Annotated in this window: 16 protein-coding genes; 5 read left to right on the top strand and 11 right to left on the bottom strand. The window is 72.9% G+C overall.

The annotated features are described in order from the left end of the window. Positions 1 to 341: 341 nt before the first annotated feature. The 3 genes from VIS07_16125 to VIS07_16115 all read right to left on the bottom strand — a co-directional run bounded on the left by VIS07_16125 (position 342) and on the right by VIS07_16115 (position 4,115). Positions 342 to 2,507: an ATP-binding protein gene (locus tag VIS07_16125; GenBank protein ID HEY8517038.1), complete on the bottom strand. Its 2,166-nt coding sequence runs from the start codon at positions 2,505 to 2,507 to the stop codon at positions 342 to 344. A 185-nt stretch (positions 2,508 to 2,692) separates the two neighbouring features. Then, positions 2,693 to 3,334 (bottom strand): endonuclease III, encoded by a 642-nt coding sequence (gene nth, locus VIS07_16120; protein ID HEY8517037.1) that lies wholly within the window; start codon positions 3,332 to 3,334, stop codon positions 2,693 to 2,695. Positions 3,335 to 3,434: 100 nt separating this feature from the next. Beyond that, a complete protein-coding gene (locus VIS07_16115; protein ID HEY8517036.1) occupies positions 3,435 to 4,115 on the bottom strand; it encodes a hypothetical protein in 681 nt (226 codons plus the stop codon). A gap of 179 nt (positions 4,116 to 4,294) precedes the next feature. On the opposite strand from VIS07_16115, the gene VIS07_16110 reads away from it, so the two are divergent. Next, on the top strand, positions 4,295 to 4,999 hold the full coding sequence (locus VIS07_16110; protein ID HEY8517035.1) for a pirin family protein: 705 nt from the start codon (positions 4,295 to 4,297) through the stop codon (positions 4,997 to 4,999). Between the two features lie 90 nt (positions 5,000 to 5,089). Here VIS07_16110 and VIS07_16105 read toward each other — a convergent pair whose 3' ends face one another. Then, entirely contained in the window at positions 5,090 to 8,473 is a 3,384-nt protein-coding gene (locus VIS07_16105) for an adenylate/guanylate cyclase domain-containing protein (GenBank protein ID HEY8517034.1), read from the bottom strand. Between the two features lie 876 nt (positions 8,474 to 9,349). Between VIS07_16105 and VIS07_16100 the strand changes: the two genes are divergently transcribed. Continuing rightward, positions 9,350 to 11,008, top strand: coding sequence for an FAD-dependent monooxygenase (locus tag VIS07_16100; GenBank protein HEY8517033.1), 1,659 nt, complete (start codon positions 9,350 to 9,352; stop codon positions 11,006 to 11,008). A gap of 37 nt (positions 11,009 to 11,045) precedes the next feature. Here VIS07_16100 and VIS07_16095 read toward each other — a convergent pair whose 3' ends face one another. The 3 genes from VIS07_16095 to VIS07_16085 all read right to left on the bottom strand — a co-directional run bounded on the left by VIS07_16095 (position 11,046) and on the right by VIS07_16085 (position 14,514). Next, positions 11,046 to 12,188, bottom strand: a complete 1,143-nt coding sequence (locus VIS07_16095; protein HEY8517032.1) for an acyl-CoA dehydrogenase — start codon at positions 12,186 to 12,188, stop codon at positions 11,046 to 11,048. Continuing rightward, positions 12,185 to 12,829, bottom strand: a complete 645-nt coding sequence (locus tag VIS07_16090; GenBank protein HEY8517031.1) for a cysteine hydrolase — start codon at positions 12,827 to 12,829, stop codon at positions 12,185 to 12,187. The genes VIS07_16095 and VIS07_16090 overlap by 4 nt, the downstream gene beginning before the upstream one ends. 68 nt (positions 12,830 to 12,897) lie before the next feature. After that, positions 12,898 to 14,514, bottom strand: a complete 1,617-nt coding sequence (locus VIS07_16085) for an FAD-binding oxidoreductase (GenBank protein HEY8517030.1) — start codon at positions 14,512 to 14,514, stop codon at positions 12,898 to 12,900. An 88-nt stretch (positions 14,515 to 14,602) separates the two neighbouring features. Between VIS07_16085 and VIS07_16080 the strand changes: the two genes are divergently transcribed. Continuing rightward, complete coding sequence (locus tag VIS07_16080) at positions 14,603 to 15,124, top strand: GNAT family N-acetyltransferase (protein HEY8517029.1); 522 nt, start codon at positions 14,603 to 14,605, stop codon at positions 15,122 to 15,124. A gap of 23 nt (positions 15,125 to 15,147) precedes the next feature. Here VIS07_16080 and VIS07_16075 read toward each other — a convergent pair whose 3' ends face one another. The 3 genes from VIS07_16075 to VIS07_16065 all read right to left on the bottom strand — a co-directional run bounded on the left by VIS07_16075 (position 15,148) and on the right by VIS07_16065 (position 17,071). Then, positions 15,148 to 15,585: a cupin domain-containing protein gene (locus VIS07_16075; protein ID HEY8517028.1), complete on the bottom strand. Its 438-nt coding sequence runs from the start codon at positions 15,583 to 15,585 to the stop codon at positions 15,148 to 15,150. Between the two features lie 68 nt (positions 15,586 to 15,653). After that, on the bottom strand, positions 15,654 to 16,451 hold the full coding sequence (locus tag VIS07_16070; protein ID HEY8517027.1) for a methylated-DNA--[protein]-cysteine S-methyltransferase: 798 nt from the start codon (positions 16,449 to 16,451) through the stop codon (positions 15,654 to 15,656). Beyond that, on the bottom strand, positions 16,448 to 17,071 hold the full coding sequence (locus VIS07_16065; protein ID HEY8517026.1) for a sigma-70 family RNA polymerase sigma factor: 624 nt from the start codon (positions 17,069 to 17,071) through the stop codon (positions 16,448 to 16,450). Before VIS07_16065 ends, VIS07_16070 begins: the two co-directional genes overlap by 4 nt. 322 nt (positions 17,072 to 17,393) lie before the next feature. Between VIS07_16065 and VIS07_16060 the strand changes: the two genes are divergently transcribed. Then, on the top strand, positions 17,394 to 18,218 hold the full coding sequence (locus tag VIS07_16060; GenBank protein HEY8517025.1) for a TIGR03619 family F420-dependent LLM class oxidoreductase: 825 nt from the start codon (positions 17,394 to 17,396) through the stop codon (positions 18,216 to 18,218). Between the two features lie 107 nt (positions 18,219 to 18,325). After that, positions 18,326 to 18,646, top strand: coding sequence for a PGPGW domain-containing protein (locus VIS07_16055; GenBank protein ID HEY8517024.1), 321 nt, complete (start codon positions 18,326 to 18,328; stop codon positions 18,644 to 18,646). A 186-nt stretch (positions 18,647 to 18,832) separates the two neighbouring features. Here the strand turns inward: VIS07_16055 and VIS07_16050 are convergent, their stop codons facing one another. Then, entirely contained in the window at positions 18,833 to 19,096 is a 264-nt protein-coding gene (locus VIS07_16050) for a hypothetical protein (protein ID HEY8517023.1), read from the bottom strand. Between the last annotated feature and the right edge of the window lie 19 nt (positions 19,097 to 19,115).

Genomic DNA, 19,115 nt, shown 5'->3' with positions numbered 1-19,115 from the left:
CGCTCGGCGACCGCTTACGTCCCAACACGGAGGTACGGCGCGCGCTCATCCGGAAACCGATGCTCGTCGTCCCAGCGTCGCACCGCTGTCAGCGCGTGGCGGGCGTGCGGACGGGGCGCTCTCGCCGAGCACGTCCACCAAGATCCGCGCGTCGCAGGGCGCCGACACGTGCTCGGCATGCGCCCCGGCCGCGCGCCCGACGCGCGCGGCCCCGCGCCCGAGACGATCGCGCGGGCAACCGTCCGGTCCCCACCGAAGCCGCGCCGCGCCCACCTCTCGAGAGTCGCGTCGTCGGACCTAAGCCCTACCGCGCAGCGCTCCTCGGAACGCGCGTCGCCGGATCAGCGCCGCAGCTGACAGAGGCTCGCGATCACCGCGACCAGCTCCGCCGGCTCGACCGGCTTCGCCACGTGCGTCTGGAAGCCCGCGGAGAGCGTGCGCAACCGGTCCTCGTGGCGCGCGAACGCCGTCAGCGCCACCGCCGGGACGCGGCCGCCGCGCTCCGGTGCGAGCTGGCGGACCTGCCGGATCAGCCAGTAGCCGTCGCGCACCGGCATCCCGATGTCGGCGAGCAGCACGTCCGGGCGCCACTCGGCGAGCTGCTGCAGGCCGTCGAGCGCCGACGTCGCCGTGCGCACCTGCGCGCGGCAGCGCTCGAGCACCGCACGGATCATCTCGAGCGTGTCCGGCTCGTCGTCGATCGCCATGATGCGCAAGCCGTCGAGGGAAACTTTCGTTTGAACGCCGTCGACCTTGTGTTCCGCGTCGCACGCGTCCTGCTCGATGCGCAGCGGCAGGACCGGGAAGCTCACGGTGAACGTCGCGCCCTTGCCCTCGCCTTCGCTCTCGGCGCGCACCTCGCCGCCCTGCAGCTCGACCAGGTGACGCACGATCGCGAGACCGAGCCCGAGGCCGCCGTGGCGCCGCGCGGACGACGCGTCCGCCTGACGGAAGCGGTCGAAGACGTAGGGCATGAAGTCGCGCGGAATGCCCTCGCCGTTGTCGCTGACGCGGATCTGCAGCTTCGAGTCCGCGCGCTCGAGCCAGACGTGCACGCGCCCGCCCTTGGGCGTGAACTTGATGCCGTTCGACACCAGGTTCCACACGATCTGCTGCAGGCGCTCGGGATCGGCGAGGATCGGTCCCGCGTCGGGGTCGAACGCGTGGTGCAGGTTGATGTTCTTCGCCAGCGCGGCCGGGCGTAGCGAGTCGATCGCCGCGGAGATGATCGACGCCACGTCGGCCACCGGACGGATGTCGAGGCGCGTGCGTCCGGTGACGATGTGCGAGACGTCGAGCAGATCCTGGATCAGACGCGCCTGCGAGCGCGAGTTGCGCTCGATGGTCTCGATCGCGCGCGCACGCGTCTCGGGATCGACGTCCTCCTCGCGCAGGATGTGCGCCCAGCCGAGGATCGCGTTCAGCGGCGTCCGCAGCTCGTGCGAGATCGTCGCCAGGAACTCGTCCTTCAGACGGCTCGCTTCCTCCGCTTGCTCGCGCGCCGCCTGCTCGCGCACCAGCAGCTCCTCGCGCTCCCGCTCGACCTGCTTGCGCTCGGTGATGTCGATCGTCAGCCCGAGGACGCCGACGATGTCGTCGTCGGCGTCGCGCAGCGGCTGGAAGTGCGTCTCGTAGTCGCGGCCGCTCCAGCGTCCTTCGTACAGCCCGGTCTCGCCGCGCAGCGCGGCGAGCGCTCCCTCGATCGACGGCCCCGCGTCGCCGCGCGCGCCGATGTAGTCGATCAAGGACACGCCGTTGATCTGGTCCGGCGCGAGGTCGAGCGCTTTCAGGCCCGCGCCCATGCTGGACGTGATGCGCAGCTCCTTGTCGGTGGTCCACAGGATCGCGGGGATCTGCTCGAGGAGGAAGCGGAAGCGCGCCTTCTGCTCGCGCAGCGCCGCCTCGGTGCGCTTGCGATCGGTGACGTCGAGCGAGGTGCCGATCACGCCGCAGATCCGTCCCGCGGCGTCGCGCAGCGCCTCGAGCCGGTAGTCGAAGGTGCGACCGGCGAGCGTCATCTCGTAGCTGCCGGGCTTGCCCTCCAACGCGAGCAGGTGGTTGGCGATCGGCGGAAACGTCGGGTCGTCGGTCTGGAAGACCTCGTACAGCGAGAGGCCGACCATCGACTCCGCCGTCGCGCGCCGCATGCCGACGACCGAGGTGACGTGCAGCTCGGTGTCGGTCGTCCAGGAGATGCCTTGCAGCTGCTCCGGCAGCAGGCGAAGCCACTGCTCGGCCGGCGTGATGCGCGCCTCGCCGTTCGTCGGCTCGCTCGCCAGATGGTCGATCGTGCGCGCGGCGCGGCCGGCGGGCGGCGCGAGGTCGAGCGCGAGCGCGCGCTTGCCGGCGGTCAAGAAGCGACGTTGCCAGCGCTCGATCTCGCGGACCGAAACGTCGTAGCGACGCGCGGCCTCCGCCGTCGTGAGCTCGCCGCGCAGCACGCGCAGCACGATCTCGGCGCGCCGCCGCGCGACCGAGCGCGATCCCGCGTCGTCTACCGCACGCATGGAGTCCGTCGCCCCCGGACCGTCGAATCCGGGTGGCGTTCTTCGTCGCGCCGCCGCCGCGGCGCCGGATGCGGACGCAACCCTCCCATCGCCAACCTCCACCGCTACATCGGCGGGACGCTCACGAAGCCAAAGAAATCGCGCCTGCGCCAGCGGATGGCGCATCGCGTGCGCCTGAGCGCTCGCTAGCGGCTTCGCACGACGCCGATACGCGGGCAGTAGCGCGCGATCGGACAGACCGAGCAGCGCGGCGACGTCGGGTGGCAGATGGTCTGGCCGAACGCGACCAGCAGCGCGTTGATCTCGAGCCAGTGCTTCGCCGGCAGCTTCGCGCGCAGCGCCATCTCCGTCTGCTCCGGGGTTTTGGTCTTGACGTAGCCCCAGCGGTTGCTGATCCGGTGGACGTGCGTGTCGACGCAGATGCCGGGCTTGCCGTACGCCTCGACCAGCACGAGGTTCGCCGTCTTGCGGCCGACGCCGGGCAGCGTCAGCAGGTCGTCGATCTCGTCCGGCACGCGTCCCGCCCAGCGCTCGACGAGCAAGCGTCCGATCTCGCGCAGCGTCCGCGCCTTGGTGCGGTAGAAGCCGACCGGGTAGATCGCCTTGGCGAGCACGTCCTCGGGCGTCGCGGCGAGCTTCGCCGGCGAGTCGGCGAGCGCGAACAGACGCTCCGACGCCTTTGCCGTCACCTCGTCGCGCGTGCGCAGCGAGAGGATGCACGACGTCAGCGTGCGGTACGGATCGCCCGTGCTCGTGCTGATGAAGGTCACGACGGGCGCGTTCCAGCCGTCGTGCTCGCGTCGCAGGATGCCGAGGACGCGGCTCACGTTCGCGTTCGTGACCGGTCCCGGGCGCTGCGATCGCGGAGGTCGCGGCGGACGCCGGCGCGTCGCGCGCGGGCTTCGGGTCGCGACGAGCGCCATGCGGCTACGGCGTCGCTGGCTGCGCGCCGCGCTCGAGCCGCACCGCGAGCGCGGCGAAGGCGGCGACGTGCTCGTCGGTGAGCTCGAAGTCGACGGCGCCTGCGGTGAAGCGCACGTCGCGTCCGCGCGCCGCGAGCTGCAGGGCCTCGGCGGGCAGCGTGCAGCGGAAGCGCTCGCTGCGCGAGCTGGTCGAGGCGTGCAGGACCTGGCGGCTCTTGCGCTCGCTCTCGTAGTCCGCCGCGGGGCACGGGAACGAGCGCCCGTCGATCGTCAAGCTCCCGGCGTCGACCTTGAGCGTGCCGCCGCCGCCGTGGCGCTCGACCGACAGCCACGGCCCCTCGACCGCGCCGTCCGCCGCCCGGCGCGCGGAGAGCTGGAACCACTCCTTGCGCGGCAGCGTGCCGCCTTCGGTCGTGCGGTACCACTCGCTCGCGATCGTCTCGGCGCCGCTCGCCTCGTCGCGCCGCACGTCGAGCGAAACCCGGCTCGCGACCAGGATCTGCTCGACGCCGCCCGCGCCCGTCGCGGGACTCGTCGGCGCTGCGGCGTCGCGCTCGGCGAGCTGGCGGCGCAGCGTCTCGACCTCGGCGCGCAGACGCGCGTTCTCGCGGCGCAGATCCTCGAGCTCGTCGGCGTGCGCGCCGGCGACGTGCAGCGTCAGCACGGCTGCGCAGGCGGCCGCCACCACCCACGCGCGTCGGGGACGAAAGTCGCTCCAGCTCGACCCTCGCATGGCCCGTGACCCTAGCCGGCGCCCGGCGCGCGCGCGAGCCTGCGCGGCCGTCGCTTTTCGGCGCCAAGGCGACGCTTCAGCTCCGGCGGTCGCGTAGAGTGCTCTCGGGGGGACGCGACAGGAGGCACCAGATGAAGTCTCTACGACGCAGCGAGGAGCGCGGACACTTCGACCACGGCTGGCTCGACACGCGGTACACCTTCTCGTTCGCCGACTACTACGACCCGGCGCACATGGGCTTTCGCTCCCTGCGCGTGATCAACGAGGACCGCGTCGCGCCGCTCCGCGGCTTCGGCCCGCACCCGCACCGCGACATGGAGATCCTCACCTGGGTGATCTCGGGCGCGGTCGAGCACCGCGACAGCATGGGCAACCACGGCGTCGTCCGTCCGGGCGAGATCCAGCGCATGACGGCGGGCACCGGCGTCACCCACAGCGAGATGAACCCGCTGCGCGAGGAGCTGCACCTCCTGCAAATCTGGATCCTGCCCGAGCGGCGCGGCCTCGAGCCGACCTACGAGCAGCGCGCCTTCCCCGAGGCCGAGCGCCGCGGCACGCTGCGCCGCATCGCCTCGCGCGAGGGCAGCGCCGGCGGCGACGGCGCGGTGCAGATCCACCAGGACGTGTCCCTCTACGCGACGCTACTCGAGCCCGGCGAGAGCGTCACGCACACGCTCGCGCCCGGACGTCACGCGTGGCTGCAGATCGTGCGCGGCGAGGTCGAGGCGCTCGGCGAGCGGCTGCGCGCGGGCGACGGGCTCGCGGTGAGCGACGAGCCGAAGGTCGAGATCGTCGCGCGCACGTCCGCGGAGGCCCTGCTCTTCGACCTCGCCTGACGCGCGCCTGCGGCACGGCGCCCGTGCTGCGGCCTCGCGTCGAGCCGCGGCGTCGTGTTGCCGCGTCGTGCTGCCGCGTCGCGATGCGCGTCAAGCAAACGCCGCGAGCTCGGCCGCGACCTCCTGCGCGCGCGCATCCGCGCCGATCGCGGCGAAGCCGTCGCGCGCGCGGACCAGCGCGCGACGCCGCGCCTCGTCGTCGCGGGCGAGCTGCGCGAGGCGCGCACGCTCCAGCTCGACGACCGGGATCCAGCTCTCGGCGCCGGTGCGGACGATGCCGTCCGCCGCGCGATCGAGCAGCGCGCGCACCTCGTCGCGCACCGCACGCCGTCCGCTCGCGAGCAGCACGCGCGCGAGCGAGAGCTGCGCCATCAGCTCGACGAGGGACGCGCCGCGCTGCGCGGCGAGCTCGACCGCGTCGCGCGCCATCTGCTGCGCGCGGTCGTGCCGTCCCTGCGCGGCGTAGATCTCCGCGAGCTGCGCGAGCGAGCCCGGCTCCCAGTGCAGGAACGTGCGCCGCGTGCGGATGACGTCGAGCGCGCGCTCGAGCGCGGCGGCCGCCTCGTCCCACTGCTTGCGGTCGAACAGCGCGCAGCCGAGCCGTCCCCACGCCGACGCCTGCGAGAAGGCGCTGCCGATCTCTTCGGCGATCTGCACCGACTGGCGCGCGCACGCGAGCGCGCCGTCGTAGTCGCACAGCCAGTGCGCGAGCTTGGCGCGCATCTCGTACGACCAGCCGAGGATCTCCTTCTCGCGCATCGCCTGCGCGAGCTCGCTGCTCTGCTCGAGGTCACGCGCCGCGCTGCGCAGGTCGCCCGCGTCGACGCGGACGCCGCCGCGCGACATCAGGAGCCAGCTGTGGGTGTCGAAGCCCGTGCGGTCGCTGCCGAGCCCCGGTTGCGCGGACGTGCGCGCAAGCCCGAGCTCGATCGTCGCGAGCGCGTCGCGCAGGCGACCGACCATGATCTGCGTCTGCACGAGCGCGCACTGGATCGACAGCGCCGTCTCCGGGCTGTTCGCGTGCTCGACGACCCGCACCGCCTCGGAGATCAGCTCGAGCGCCTCCTCGCCCGCGCCCGAAAGACCGCGCACCGCTCCGTAGGTGACGAGGAAACCCGCGACCGCACCCTGGTCGCCGCTGCGCCTTGCGAGCTCGATGCCCGAGCGGAAGAGCGCTTCGGCCTCCGCGTCGGTGAGCCCCGAGCGCCAGCCGAGGTTGAGGAGCTGGATGCTCGCCCAGATCGCGATCTCGACCGTCTGCGGATCCTCCGGCAGCTTCGCGACCAGCGCGCGCGCCTTCTGCCAGAGCCGCGCCGCCTCGCCGACGTCGCTGCGCGTCGCGCGCTCGGCCGCGCGTCGCGTCCAGCGCGCCGCCGCGAGCAGATCGCCGGCGTGCTCGTGGTGGTGCGCAAGCAGCGCCGCGACGTCGTCGATCCGCTCCGCGTGCAGCTCCTCGAGCGCGCGCGCCACCGCGGCGTGCACGCGCGCGCGCCGCGCACCGAGCTGCGAGCGGTACGCGACCTCCTGCGTGAGCGGGTGGTTGAAGGCGTACGCTTCCTCGCCGCCCTCGCGCGCCTCCGCGTGCACGAACTCGAGCCGCTCGAGCGTCGCGAGAGCCGTCTCGAGCGCCGTCGTCGGGACCTCGGCGATGCGCTCGAGCACCGTCCGCACGAAGCGCTTGCCGATCACGGCGGCGGTCTGCAGCAGGGCTTTCTCGTTCTCGGGCAGCCGGTCGATGCGCGCCGCGAGCACCGCCTGCACGGTGCCCGGCAGCACGGGATCGGGCAGACCCTCGACGAGCCGGTAGCGGCCGCGCGTCCCGACGAGGTGTCCTTCGTCGGCGAGCGCACGCACCGTTTCCTCGATGAAGAACGGATTGCCCGCCGTGCGCTCGGTGATCCGCCGCGCGAGCTCGCCGAGCGCGGGATCCGTACCGAGCAGCTCGGCGAGGAGCTGCGCGCTCGCCTCGGGCTCGAGCGGCGCAAGCGTCAAGCACTCGCACGCAGGCTCGCTCGTCCAGTCGGAAGCGTACTCGGGGCGGAAGTTGACGAGCAGCAGCACGCGCGCGTCCGACGCCATGCTGGCGAGCGCGCGCAGGAACGCTTCGCTTCCCGCGTCGAGCCAGTGCAGGTCCTCGACCAGCAGGAGCAGCGGCTCGCGCGCTGCGCGGGCGCGGATCAGCGACTGGAAGATCGAGAGCAGCCGCCGCTGGACGGCGTCGGGATCCGCCACGCGCGGCGCCGCGTCGCGAGGATCGGCGACGCCGAGGAAGTCGAAGACGAGCGGCAGCGCGTCGTGCAGCGTGCGGTCGTGCAGCAGCAGCGTGCCGGCGATCTTGCGACGCGCTTCCTCTGCGGAATCGCCGTCGAGGACGCCCAGCACGCCGCGCAGCAGCTCCTGCACGGGGAGGAAGGGAACGGCGCGTCCGTACGGCACCGCGTGCGCCTCGTGCACCGCGACGCCGGCTGCGCGCGCACGCGCGGCGAGCTCGAAGCACATCCGGCTCTTGCCAAGCCCCGCGTCCCCGACCACCGCGACCACGCCGCCGCGACCGCCGAGCGCGCGCGCGAGGGCCGCGTCGAGGCGCGCGCTCTCGGCGTGCCGGCCGACGAACGACGAGAAGCCGCGCGCACGCGAGAGCTCGAGCCGCGTGCGCAGCGCGCCGACGCCTTCGAGCTCGAAGATGCCGACCGGCTCGCGGACGCCGCGGATGCGGTGCGGACCGAGGTCGCGCAGCCGGAAGCGTCCCGCCACCAGCGCCGCGACGTGCTCCGTCAAGTATACGCGCCCCGGCGTCGTGAGCTGCTCGACGCGCGACGCGAGGCCGACCGTGTGGCCCTGCGCCGTGTAGTCCATCCGCAGGTCGTCGCCGATGCGTCCGACCACGACCTCGCCCGAGTTGAGCCCGATGCGTGCCGCGAGAGCGATCCCGCGCTCGCGACGGAGCTCGTCGCCGTAGCGCGCGAGACCGGCCGAGAGCTCGAGCGCCGCGAGGCAGGCACGCTCGGCGTGGTCCTCGTGCGCGATCGGCGCGCCGAAGAGCGCCATCGCGCCGTCGCCCGTGTATTGATTGACGGTGCCCTCGAAGCGGTGCACGGCGTCGCTGACGATCGCGAAGAAGCGGTCCATGATGCCGTGCCACTCCTCGGGGTCGACCTCCTCGGCGATCTCCATCGAGCCCTTGAGGTCGACGAACATCACCGTCACCTGCTTGCGCTCGCCCTCGAGCGCGGCGCGCTGGGTGAGGATCTTCTCGGCGAGATGGCGCGGCGTGTAGGCGCGCGGAACGTCGCGCGCGGGCGGCGTCGGCTGCGCGGGCAGCGCGGTCCCGCAGGCCGCGCAGAAGCGAGCACCGACGCTCGCGACCTTGCCGCACGCCGGACACGATGGCGGCAAGACGGCGCCGCACGCTTCACAGAAGCGCGCCGTCGCTTCGGCGGCATGGCTGCAGCGCGGACAGAGGATGACGGACACGGACCGCCTCCGGCGTGCGTCGTATCAGGCGGCCGGACGTCGGGGTAGCGCGGCGCAGCTCGCGGCCATCAGGGTGCGGCGTCGACGCACCGCAGGGGGTACGTCGACGCCGCGTCCGGGCCTCAAACACGTCGTCCAACTCCCCCGTCCCGGAAGTGCGTGAGCATACGGCAGACGGGGCCGATCTGCCAGTCGTCAATCTCTAAATATGCTCCAAATATGCGGCGGGAGGCGTCGCGAGCGGTGCGGAGCGCATCCGCGGCAGCACCTTCCGTGCCACCGACGCCAAGGATTTCTCCAGAGCGTTCGCGCGGTTATGGCATCGGTGGATTCGGCACGGCTGCAAGGAAGCCGCGACGCTTGCAACCGCGCAAGCGCCGCTCGAGCAGCCGCCGCACGCTCGCGTGCGGCGCGCGATCAGTCGATCGCGTCCTTCATGTCGTCGACGGCCTCGTCGACCTCCTCGCCCGCACGTTCGGCGGGTCCGTCGCGCTCGGGGCAACCGGTCAAGGCGAGCCCGGCGGCGAGCAAGACCGCGAGCGCGACCGCTTGGTGCCAAGGTCGACGGCGACGCGGCCGCCCGGGGGAGGGTGAGGGTTCTGCGCTCCGTGGTGAGTGGTTCATGGCGGCTCCTTTCTCCTGCCCGCGCGCCGTCGCACGTCGGATGCGACGCAACGGCTCCTCTCGGGCAGGGTGCCTCATTCAGCAGGCCGAGATGCGTTCCGCGTGTCAAGATGCGCTCGCCTCCGACCGATGAATCTTCTGCTCCGCGCGAACCGGGGGTCACGCGCGCGGATCTGCGTAATTTCGCCGAGTGGACGTCCCCCTCGCTTCCCGTCGACATTTCGCTCCGGTGACTCGGCAATGGAGGGCGCAATGAAGGCACCGGTGGACGCGTTGGTGATCGGCGCAGGTCCGGTCGGGCTTGCGATGGCGATCGAGCTCGTTCGGCACGGGCTCACCTGCCGCATCATCGACAAGAACGAAGGGCGGACGGACAAGTCGAAGGCGCTGACGCTGTGGAGCCGCTCGCTCGAGGCGCTCGACGACATGGTCGGCGCGGCGCCGTTCCTCGCGGCCGGCATGCCGGCGCACGCGGCGGCGATGTACGCGGACGGCAAGCGTCTCGTGCACACGACGTTCGACGGCCTCGAGAGCCCCTACCCGTACAGCCTCATGATCCCGCAGAGCGAGACCGAGCGCGTGCTCGAAGAGCAGCTCGCGGCGCGCGGCGTGACCGTCGAGCGACGCACCGAGGCGATCTCCATCCGTCCGGACGCCGACGGCGTGACGGCGACGATTCGCCACGCCGACGGCAGCGAGGAGACCCTGCGCACGCCCTGGCTGCTCGGCTGCGACGGCGCGCACAGCACCACGCGCCACGAGCTCGGCATCGAGTTCTCGGGCGAGGTCGAGCCCAACGACTGGATCCTCGCCGACGCTTGCGTGCACGGCCCGCTGCCGTCCGACGAGATCTCGGTGTTCTGGCACAGGAAGGGCGTCATCGCCTTCTTCCCCATCGCGCCAGGCCGCTTCCGTCTCGTGGCCGACGTCGGCTTCGCGCGCGGCATGGAGCACCCGCCGGATCCGACGCTCGAGCAGGCGCAGGCCGCCCTCGACGAGCGCGGCCCGGGCGGCCTCACGCTGAGCGATCCGTTCTGGCTCGCGGGCTTCCGCATCCACGAGCGCAAGGTGAAGAGCTACCGACACGGTCGCGTCTTCCTCGCCGGCGACGCAGCGCACATTCACAGCCCGGCCGGCGGCCAGGGGATGAACACCGGCCTGCAGGACGCCTACAACCTCGGCTGGAAGCTCGGCCTGTTCCACGCCGGACGCGCGCGCGAGGTGCTGCTCGACAGCTACGACGTCGAGCGCAGCGCGGTCGGTGAGGTCGTGCTGCGCAACGCGGCCGCGATGACGCGCGTCGCGACGCTGCGCAACCCGATCGCGCAGGAGCTGCGCAAGCGCATCGTGCCGCTGCTCGCGTCGTTCGATCTCGTCCGCGCGAAGATGGCGTCGACGATGGCCGAGCTCGAGATCGACTACGGCGCGAGCCCGATCTGCGGCGAGCAGCGCGGCGTCGCGGCGACGAGCTGGCTGCTCGGCTACGGCGTCAAGCAAGGAAGCCGCGCTCCGGACGCGTCGCTGGTCGACGCGGCGAGCGGCAAGCCGACCCAGCTCTTCGACGTGCTGCGCGGGACGCGCCACGTGCTGCTCGCGTTCGGCGGCCTCTCCGGCGCGGACGCGTCGGCGATCTCGCGTCTGGTGGGCGGCGCGCGCGAGGTGGCGGCGCGCTTCGGCGGCCTCGTCGAGCCGTGCCTCGTGCACGCCGGCGCCTCGGCGCCGGCGGGCGTCGATGGCGGCGTGCGCGTGCTGCTCGACCCGGAGCAGACCATGCACCGTCGCTACGCCGCGGGCCACGAGACGCTCTACCTGATCCGCCCCGACGGCTACGTCGGACATCGCAGCCAGCCCGCGGACGCGGACGCGCTGCGCGCGCACCTCGAGGGCTACCTGGTGCCGAGCGCCACGTAGGGCGCGCGCGCGTCGGCGCGCGCGACCCCCGTGCAGATCAGAAGCCCTGCAGCGTCGCCGCGCGGTCGCGGTGGTAGGGCGCGTCGCCGAACAGGATCTCGGCCGCGCGCGCCCGCTTCAGGTAGAAGCCGATGTCGTGCTCGTCGGTCATGCCGATGCCGCCGTGCATCTGCACGGCCTCGCTGGCGACCAGCACGAAGCCCTCGGAGAGCCGCGCCTTCGCGACCGACGCGAGTAGCGGCGCCTGCGGCGAGCCGTCGTCGAGCGCGCGCGAGGCGGCCATCACCGCCGAGCGCCCGAGCTCGGTCTCGATGAACATCCGTGCGGCGCGATGCTTGAGCGCCTGGAAGGTGCCGATGACGACGCCGAACTGCTTGCGCTCCTTGAGGTAGGCGAGCGTCATCTCGAAGGCGCGCAGCATGGAGCCGAGCATCTCCGCGCACAGCCCGACCACGGCGCGGTCGAGCACCGGATCGAGCACGTCGGCGCCCTTGCCGAGCTCGCCGATCAGCGCGGACGACGGCACCTCGACGCCGTCGAGACGCACGCGCGCCGCGTTGCGGTGGTCGACGAGCTGCTGCCGCGTGACGGTCACGCCGCTCGCGCGCGGGTCGACGAGGAAGAGCGACAGGCCGTCGCGCTCCCCGCTCTGTCCCGAGCTGCGCGCGGAGACCACCAGACGCTCCGCGGCGGCGCCGTCGAGCACGATGTCCTTGACGCCCGTCAAGCGAAAGCCGCCGCCCTGCGCCTCGGCGCGGGTCTCGACGCGGTACGGGTCGTGCCGCGCGCCCGGCTCGTGGTGCGCGAACGCGAGCACCAGGTCGCCCGACGCGACGCGCGGCAGCAGCTCCTTCTTCTGCGCGTCGCTGCCGCCGAGCAGGATCGCGTTGCCGGCGAGCAGCACGGTCGAGAGAAAGGGCTCGGGCGCGAGCACCTTGCCGAGCTCCTCGAGCACCACGGCGAGCTCGGCGTAGCCGAGCCCGAGACCGCCGTACTCCTCCGGGAGCAGGATGCCGGGCCAGCCGAGCTCGGCCATCGAGCGCCAGGTCTCGAGCGAGAACCCGAGCGGATCGCCGGCGTCACGCAGCGCGCGCACCCGCGACACCGGCAGGTTCTTCGCGAAGTCCGCCGCGCTGCTCTGCAAAAGCTGCTGCTCTTCCGTCAAGACAAGATCGCTCACGCTGCACTCCCTCCCGGTGCCGACAGCGCGGCCACCACCTCGTCGCAGGTCGTCACGGTCGCGAGCATGCGCACCGTGTGCTCGAGCACCTGCCGCGCATACTCGAGCGGCGTACCGGTCACGCCGTCGTGCGGCATCACCACCTGGTAGCCGCGGTTCACCGCCTCGATGGTGGTGCCGAGCAGCGCGATGTTGAGGCTCACGCCGAGCAGCACGACGGTGCGGACACCGAGGCTCCGCAGCAGCGAGTCGAGCTCCGAGTCGTGGAACAACGACACGCCGTGGTGACGCGCGACGACGTAGTCCGTCTCCGCCGGGCCGAGCTCGGGGACGAGCGCGGCCGCCTCGCTGCCCGCGAGCAGACCGGGCCCGCCCGCCTTGCGCGTGACCGCGAACAGCCGGCAGTTCACCGTCGAGCCGCCGCCGTCCGGCCGCCGCACGACGATGCCGTGGAACACCGGCACCTTCGCCGCCCGTGCCGCATTCACGACGCGCGCCATGCGCGGCACCATGCCAGACTCGCGCACCGCCTCGGCGAGCGCCGAGAGCGCGCCGCCGGTGCCGATCACGCCGCGCTGACACTCGACGGTCAGCACCGCGCTCGACTCCGGCCGCAGGATGTCGCGCAGATCGAGGGGCATCGCTTTCTTCCGGGCGCGGCGACGTTACCGCGCGCCTCGCACCCGCGCCAGCGCGCGGCGACCCGCGCTCACGGATCGATCAGCACCCCTGGATTGAGGATCCCGTTCGGGTCGAGCGCGCGCTTGGCGGCCGCGAGGGCGCGCGCGAAGCCGTCGGGACGCTGGCGGTCGTACCACGGCCGGTGGTCGCGCCCGACCGCGTGGTGGTGCGTGATCGTGCCGCCGAGGCGCAGCAGCGTCTCCGACGCAGCAGCCTTGATCTCCGCCCACTGCGCGAGCTGCGAGCCGCGCTTGCCCGGCGCGATCACCGAGTAATACGGCGCCGGGCCGTCCGGGTAGACGTGCGTGAAGCGGCAGTTCACCTGCCCCGCGCCGCACACGCGGCGCACGGCGTCCTGCGTCGCCCGCATGACCTCCGTGTGGAATTCCGGGAAGCGGTCCCAGGTGATCGCGGTCTCGAAGGTCTCGGTGATCATGCCCATCGCGGCGAGCGCGTCGCGCAGGTACGGGCCGTCGAGGAACGCCTTGCGCCAGGCGCCGACCGCGCCCTCGCGCGCGGCCGACTCGTCGTCGCGCGTCTCGCCGGCGCCGGGCGGCACGTTGCCGCCGTGGTCGCGACAGATCTCGAGCGCGCGCGCCATCCACGCGTCGGGACGGTGGTCGGCGGACTCGAAGCCGAGCACGAGCACCGAGACGTCGCCCGCGGCGGCGCCCGCAAGCATCGCTTCACCGGGGTCGAGCAGGCGGCAGTTGGTCGGCGCGAGGCCCGACTGCGAGATCGCGCGGACGGCCTCCGCGCCGGCGAGGAAGTCGGTGAAGGTGACCGACGCGGAGGCGCGCCAGCGCGGCCTGTCCTGCAGCCGCATCCAGGCTTCGGTGATGACGCCGAGGATGCCCTCCGAGCCGATGAACATGCGGTCCGGGCTCGGGCCGGCGCCGGAGCCCGGCAGACGCCGCGTCTCGATCGTACCGGTCGGCGTCACGACGCGCAGCGCTTCGACGAAGTCGTCGATGTGCGTGTAGAGCGTCGCGAAGTGCCCGCCCGAGCGCGTCGCGATCCAGCCGCCGAGCGAGCTCACCTCGAAGGACTGCGGGAAGTGGCGCAGCGTCAAGCCGTGCGGGCGGAGCTGGTCCTCGAGCGCGGGGCCGAGCACGCCGGCCTGGATGCGCGCGGCGCGCGAGGTGCGGTCGATCTCGAGCACGCGGTCGAGCGCGCCCAGGTCGATCGTCACCGCCGCTTGCTTGACGCCTTCCGCCGGCGGCTCGACGCCGCCGACGACGCTCGAGCCGCCGCCGTACGGGATCGCCGCCGCGCCCACGGAATCGCACCAGTCTAGCACCGCGACGAGCTCCTGCTCGCTGCGCGGACGTGCGATCACGTCCGGCGGATTCGGGTACTCGCGCGCGAGCGCGCGCACGACGTCGCGGAAGGACTTGCCGTAGCTGTGTCCGGCGCGGTCCTCGGGATCGGTCGAGCAGATCGCTTCGAGGCTCGCCGGTGGCGAGATGCGCGGCGCGCGCAGCGCGAGCTCCTCGACGCACGGCGGCGGCGTGACCGTCGGCGCCTCGATCGAGAAGCGCGCCGCGAGGAGCTGCGCGATCTTCTCTTGCTGCTCGGCGCTGGGCCCCTGCCCTTCGTAGCCCCAGCCCCAGAACTTGCGCCGCGGACGAGCGTTGGACGTCATGCCGCCGTCCTCTCATTCGCGCGCCCCGCGACGCAACCCCCGCGCGCTTGCGTCGACGGCTCGCTTCCGCGGATGGTGGCGCGTGCCCATGCGCCTCGTGCTTCGCGACGCTCGCCGCAGCGTCACCGATCGGACCTGGCTCGAGAACGTCTACCCGCTCTACCTGCACGACCTGTCGCCGTTCGACGACGGCTACTACCAGCTCGACGAGGACGGGACGTGGCGACCGGATCACCTGCCGTCGTGGCTCGACGAGGAAGACGATTTGCCACTGCTGATCGTCGTCGACGGGCGGCGCGTCGGCTTCGCGCTCGTCAACCGCGCGCCGTCACCGCACGTCGCGCCGGGCTGCGACTACCGGATGGCGGAGTTCTTCGTGCTCGCGCGCGAGCGACGCTCGGGCATCGGCACGCGCGCCGCGCACGCCGTGTTCGACCTCCTGCCCGGCGTGTGGGAGGTCAGCGAGCTGCCGCGCAACGAGCGCGCGATCCGCTTCTGGCGGCGCGTGATCGGCGAGTACGCGCGCGGTCGCTACGTCGAGCACTGCACCGACGACGAGGTGCGCCAGGAGTTCCGCGCGCGCCCCGCGCTGCGACGCAGGGCGCGCTGAGCGACGGGCTCGCTCGGGTCAGCTCAGGTTTGCTCGCGGCCCTCGAGCCACGAGATCCAGATCAGGAACGAGCTCTCCTCGAGCGCCTCGATGTCGTGCGGCGTCTTGTGGTCGAGCGCGAGCAGCCCGCCCGGCCCGACGTCGATCCTCTCGCCCGCGACCACGAGCCGCACGCGTCCGGACAGGACGTGGATCGCGACCCGGCCCTCGGTCTCGTCACGGTTGCGCTCGATGCGCGAGCCCGCCTTCATCACCGTGAGCACGACGCGCAGGTCCGGATACTTGACGAGCGTCATCGCGTTGCGGCCCATCCGCTGCCACTCGTCCTCCTGACGAAGCTGCGCCTCGTCGGCGGCGAGGTCGCGGAACATGATCTTCTCGGCGAGGCCGGGCAGCGAGCGCACCGACGCCTGGCCGCTCTCCGCCGCTCGGGCCGATTCGCCCGCGGATTGCGTTGCCATCGTTCGTCGTCCCTCCTTCGCGTGCGCGATCGCTCGCGGGGCCTGCACGCGGTTGGTCTGCGACGACGCTACCACGATGCGCCGGCGGCGCGAACGCCGGTCGCGTCGGTCGGACGGCACACGGCGCACGGCCGGTAGCCGATCGCGCGCGCCTCGGCGACCGACGCGACGACGATGCGGTTGGTCTCGGCGACGCGGCGCTCGTAGCGGCAGCCGCGCCGGCACACGATCCGCGTCGACGTGCAGCCGACGAGCGCCGGCGTCGCGCGCTCGAGCAGCAGGAGCTGTCGCTTGACGTCGATCGAGCCGAAGCTGTAGCCGCCCATGGTGCCGTCGCTGCGCACGACACGGTGGCAGGGCACGAGCAGCGGCACGGGGTTCGCGCCGAGCGCGTTGCCGACCGCGCGCACGGCGCCCGGCTTGCCGATCCGCGCGGCGATCCACGCGTAGGTACGCACCTCGCCGAGCGGGATCTCGCTCGCCGCGCGCAGCACCTCGCGCTGGAACGGCTGCGCCGCGCCGAGGTCGACCGCGACGTCGAACCAGCTGCGCTCGCCGCGCAGGTACTGCGCGATCTCGTCGCGCGCCTGCTCGGCGAGGCGGCGCGCGGCGCGGGTCGGCGCGTCGATGCGCCCGCTGCCGAGCGCGAGGCGGCGGATGCCCGTCTCGCTCGCCGCGATGTCGGTCTGCGGCAGCAGCCGCTCGACGATGCTCGCTTCGTCGCGGGTGGCGACGAGCCGCAGCGGCGACGCCGCGGACGGCCGCGTCGGCGTCGGTGTGGCGAGGAGCTCGCGCAGCGCGCGGTCTTCCGCCCGATCTTTCCGATCTTCCGCGCGATTCTCGTCGTGGCCTCGTGCAACGCTCACCGCTTTCCTCCGAGGTGACGGCGCAGCGCCTGCTTGCCGCGCCGGAGTTGTGTCTTGACGGTGTTGACGGTGACGCCGCGCACCCGGGCGATCTCCTCGTAGGGCAGATCCTCGAGGTAGCGCAGCACGACGACGACGCGGGTCTCGGCCGGCAGCCGAGCCAGCGCGGCCTGCACGTCCATGCGGTCTGCGACCGAAGCGCCCTGCGACCTCGCGCTCGACTCGGCGACCAGGTCCTCGTGTCGCCGCTTGCGCCAGGCGTCGATGCAGACGTTGGTCAGGATGCGGTAGAGCCAGGTCGAGCCCTGCCAGCGCGCGCGGAACTCCGCCGCGTGCAGGTGGATCTTGAGAAACGCGATCTGCACGCAGTCTTCGGCGTCGTGCTCGTTGCCGAGCATGCGCCACGCGACGCGGTGGAAGCGGTCGTGGTAGCGCTCGGCGAGGCGTGCGAGCGCCTCGGTGTCGCCGCGCGCGACGCGCTCGAGGAGCGCCGCGTCGGTCGTCGCGTCCGGCGCTGCGTCTCGGACCGCGTCCGCGGCGACGTCCTGCGCCGCGTCTCGCGACGCGTCCGGCGCGAGCGTCGCACGCCGTGCGGCGGCGCTGCGCGGGGCACCGGGCATCAGCTCGCCGCCCGCCGGCACTCGATCGACGTCATCGCCTGACGCATCGCTTTGCCCGTCCATCGGCTTCTCTTGCGGCTCGTGTTGCGCCCATCGCGTGGCTCATCCCGCCGTCCTCCGCTGCGCTGCGGGCGCCCGCCGGCGTGCGACCCGGCGCCGCGTCTTCGGAGTGTCGTACGCACGAGACGCCCGCTTCGGGTGACAGCCGAAACGCACGACGGGCACACGGCGGAGGCTGCGCGACGTTACGGAGGCGGCGAAAGGCGAGCAATGGGGTCGCGACGCCGCGGCGTCCGCCGTACGCTGGCGGCAGGAGGTCGCGATGAAGGCCGGCATCTACCTACGCAACATGGGACCGCAGTCCGAACGCTCGATGCTGCTCGCGTGCGCGCAAGCGGCGGAGGACGCCGGCCTCGACGATCTCTTCGTCGCCGACCACATCGCGATCCCGCCCGACGACGCCGAGGGCTCGGGCGGCCGCTACCTCGACCCGCTCGCGACGCTCGCCTTCCTCGCCGGCGCGACGCGACGGATCGGCCTCGGCACGGGCGTCCTCGTCCTGCCCTATCGTCCGCCGCTCGCGACCGCGAAGTGGGTCGCGACCATCCAGGAGCTGTCGGGAGGACGCTTGCGGCTCGGCGTCGGCGCGGGCTGGATGGCGGCCGAGTTCCGCGCGGTCGGCGTGCCGCGCGAGCGTCGCGGACGCATCACGGATGCGACGCTCGCGTTCCTGCGCGAGTGCTTCGCGCGCGACGAGGTCGAGCGGAACGGGCAGCGCTTCCTCTTCCTGCCGCGACCCGAGCGACCGCCGATCCTGGTCGGCGGCGCGCCGCCGCACGCGCTGCGGCGCGCGATCGAGTACGGCGACGCCTGGATGCCGACCGGCGGCGACGTCGGTCGGCTGCGCGAAGCGGTCGACGAGCTGCGCAGCCTCGCCGCTGCGGCCGGCAAGCCGACGCCCGACGTCGTGCTCGTCACCTCGCTGCCGCTCGGCGACGAGGAGCGCACCGCGGAGAAGATCGGGGAGCTCGCCGCGATCGGCGTCTCCGAGGTCGTGCACGGCTGGCGCTACGGCAGCGTCGAGGAGTTCACGGACGCCGCCCGCACGCTGGCGCGGATCGTGCAGCAGGCTGCGCCGCAGGCGTAGGATCCGAGGCCGCGTACCGAGCTTGCGCGGCGCCGGACGACGATCGCGAGCAACTCGTGCAAGAGATCGAGCAAGCAACGGAAGAACGTACGCGCGATGCCGCACCCGTGGCCGTCGCCGAGCCGGGAAACGGCTGGGCTGCCGCGTTCTACGCGACCTATCGCCTCGCGCGGCGCATCGTGATCGCGGTGGTCGGCACGACCGTCCTGCTGCTCGGCGCGGTGCTGCTGGTGACGCCGGGACCGGCCTTCGTCGTGATCCCGATCGGTCTCGGCATCCTGGCGATCGAGTTCTCGTGGGCGCGGCGCTGGCTCAAGCACGTCAAGCAAGCCTACGCCGGGGTGCGAAACGCGTACGGCGGTGCGCCGTCGAGTTCCGCCGACGTACAGCGCCGCCAGACGTGCGAGCGCGCGCCGCGCGAGCTCTAGCCGAAGCGCGCTCCAGCAGCAGGCCGAGCTCGCCGCGAGCCCGAAACGAGCAACGCCTCGCGGTTGCGAGGCGTTCTCGGTTGCACGCGGGATGCGGCGCGTGCGCCGCGCGGCGACGTGATGCTTGACGTCGCCGCCGCGCCCGGCGGGACGACGCGCGCCGTCCCGCCGGGCTGACGAGCTCCTTCAGTGCGTGTTGGTCGGATCGCTGACCGGCCGCGCACCGACCGAGCGGTTGAGCAGGATGAACGGCGTCTGCCGACGCTCCGAACGCGCGACCTGCGAGCGCTCGCTGCCGGTCAGCGCGTAGGGCTTCGCGGCGCCGCGGTCGGGCGTCGCGAAGGCGTGCTGGTTGCGCGGATTGAACAGCCCGGTCTTCGAGGCCGCGAGCGCAGCCGTCGCCGACGCGAGCGTCGCTGCCAGCGCCAGGGTGGTGAACAGGGTCTTCATGGTGTCCGTCCTTTCGTCG

Source organism: Candidatus Binatia bacterium (assembly GCA_036563615.1).
Lineage (GTDB): Bacteria > Desulfobacterota > Binatia > UBA12015 > UBA12015 > DATCMB01.
Note: the sequence above shows the minus strand (reverse complement) of the source record. Positions and strands in the feature narration are given on the sequence as shown.

Bases quoted from the DNA above. Each gene is read 5' to 3' on its own strand.
- VIS07_16125 (HEY8517038.1), bottom strand. From the start codon at position 2,507: ATGCGTGCGGTAGACGACGCGGGATCGCGCTCGGTCGCGCGGCGGCGC.
- VIS07_16110 (HEY8517035.1), top strand. From the start codon at position 4,295: ATGAAGTCTCTACGACGCAGCGAGGAGCGCGGACACTTCGACCACGGC.
- VIS07_16100 (HEY8517033.1), top strand. From the start codon at position 9,350: ATGAAGGCACCGGTGGACGCGTTGGTGATCGGCGCAGGTCCGGTCGGG.
- VIS07_16090 (HEY8517031.1), bottom strand. From the start codon at position 12,829: ATGCCCCTCGATCTGCGCGACATCCTGCGGCCGGAGTCGAGCGCGGTG.
- VIS07_16085 (HEY8517030.1), bottom strand. From the start codon at position 14,514: ATGACGTCCAACGCTCGTCCGCGGCGCAAGTTCTGGGGCTGGGGCTAC.
- VIS07_16080 (HEY8517029.1), top strand. From the start codon at position 14,603: ATGCGCCTCGTGCTTCGCGACGCTCGCCGCAGCGTCACCGATCGGACC.
- VIS07_16075 (HEY8517028.1), bottom strand. From the start codon at position 15,585: ATGGCAACGCAATCCGCGGGCGAATCGGCCCGAGCGGCGGAGAGCGGC.
- VIS07_16065 (HEY8517026.1), bottom strand. From the start codon at position 17,071: ATGCCCGGTGCCCCGCGCAGCGCCGCCGCACGGCGTGCGACGCTCGCG.
- VIS07_16060 (HEY8517025.1), top strand. From the start codon at position 17,394: ATGAAGGCCGGCATCTACCTACGCAACATGGGACCGCAGTCCGAACGC.
- VIS07_16050 (HEY8517023.1), bottom strand. From the start codon at position 19,096: ATGAAGACCCTGTTCACCACCCTGGCGCTGGCAGCGACGCTCGCGTCG.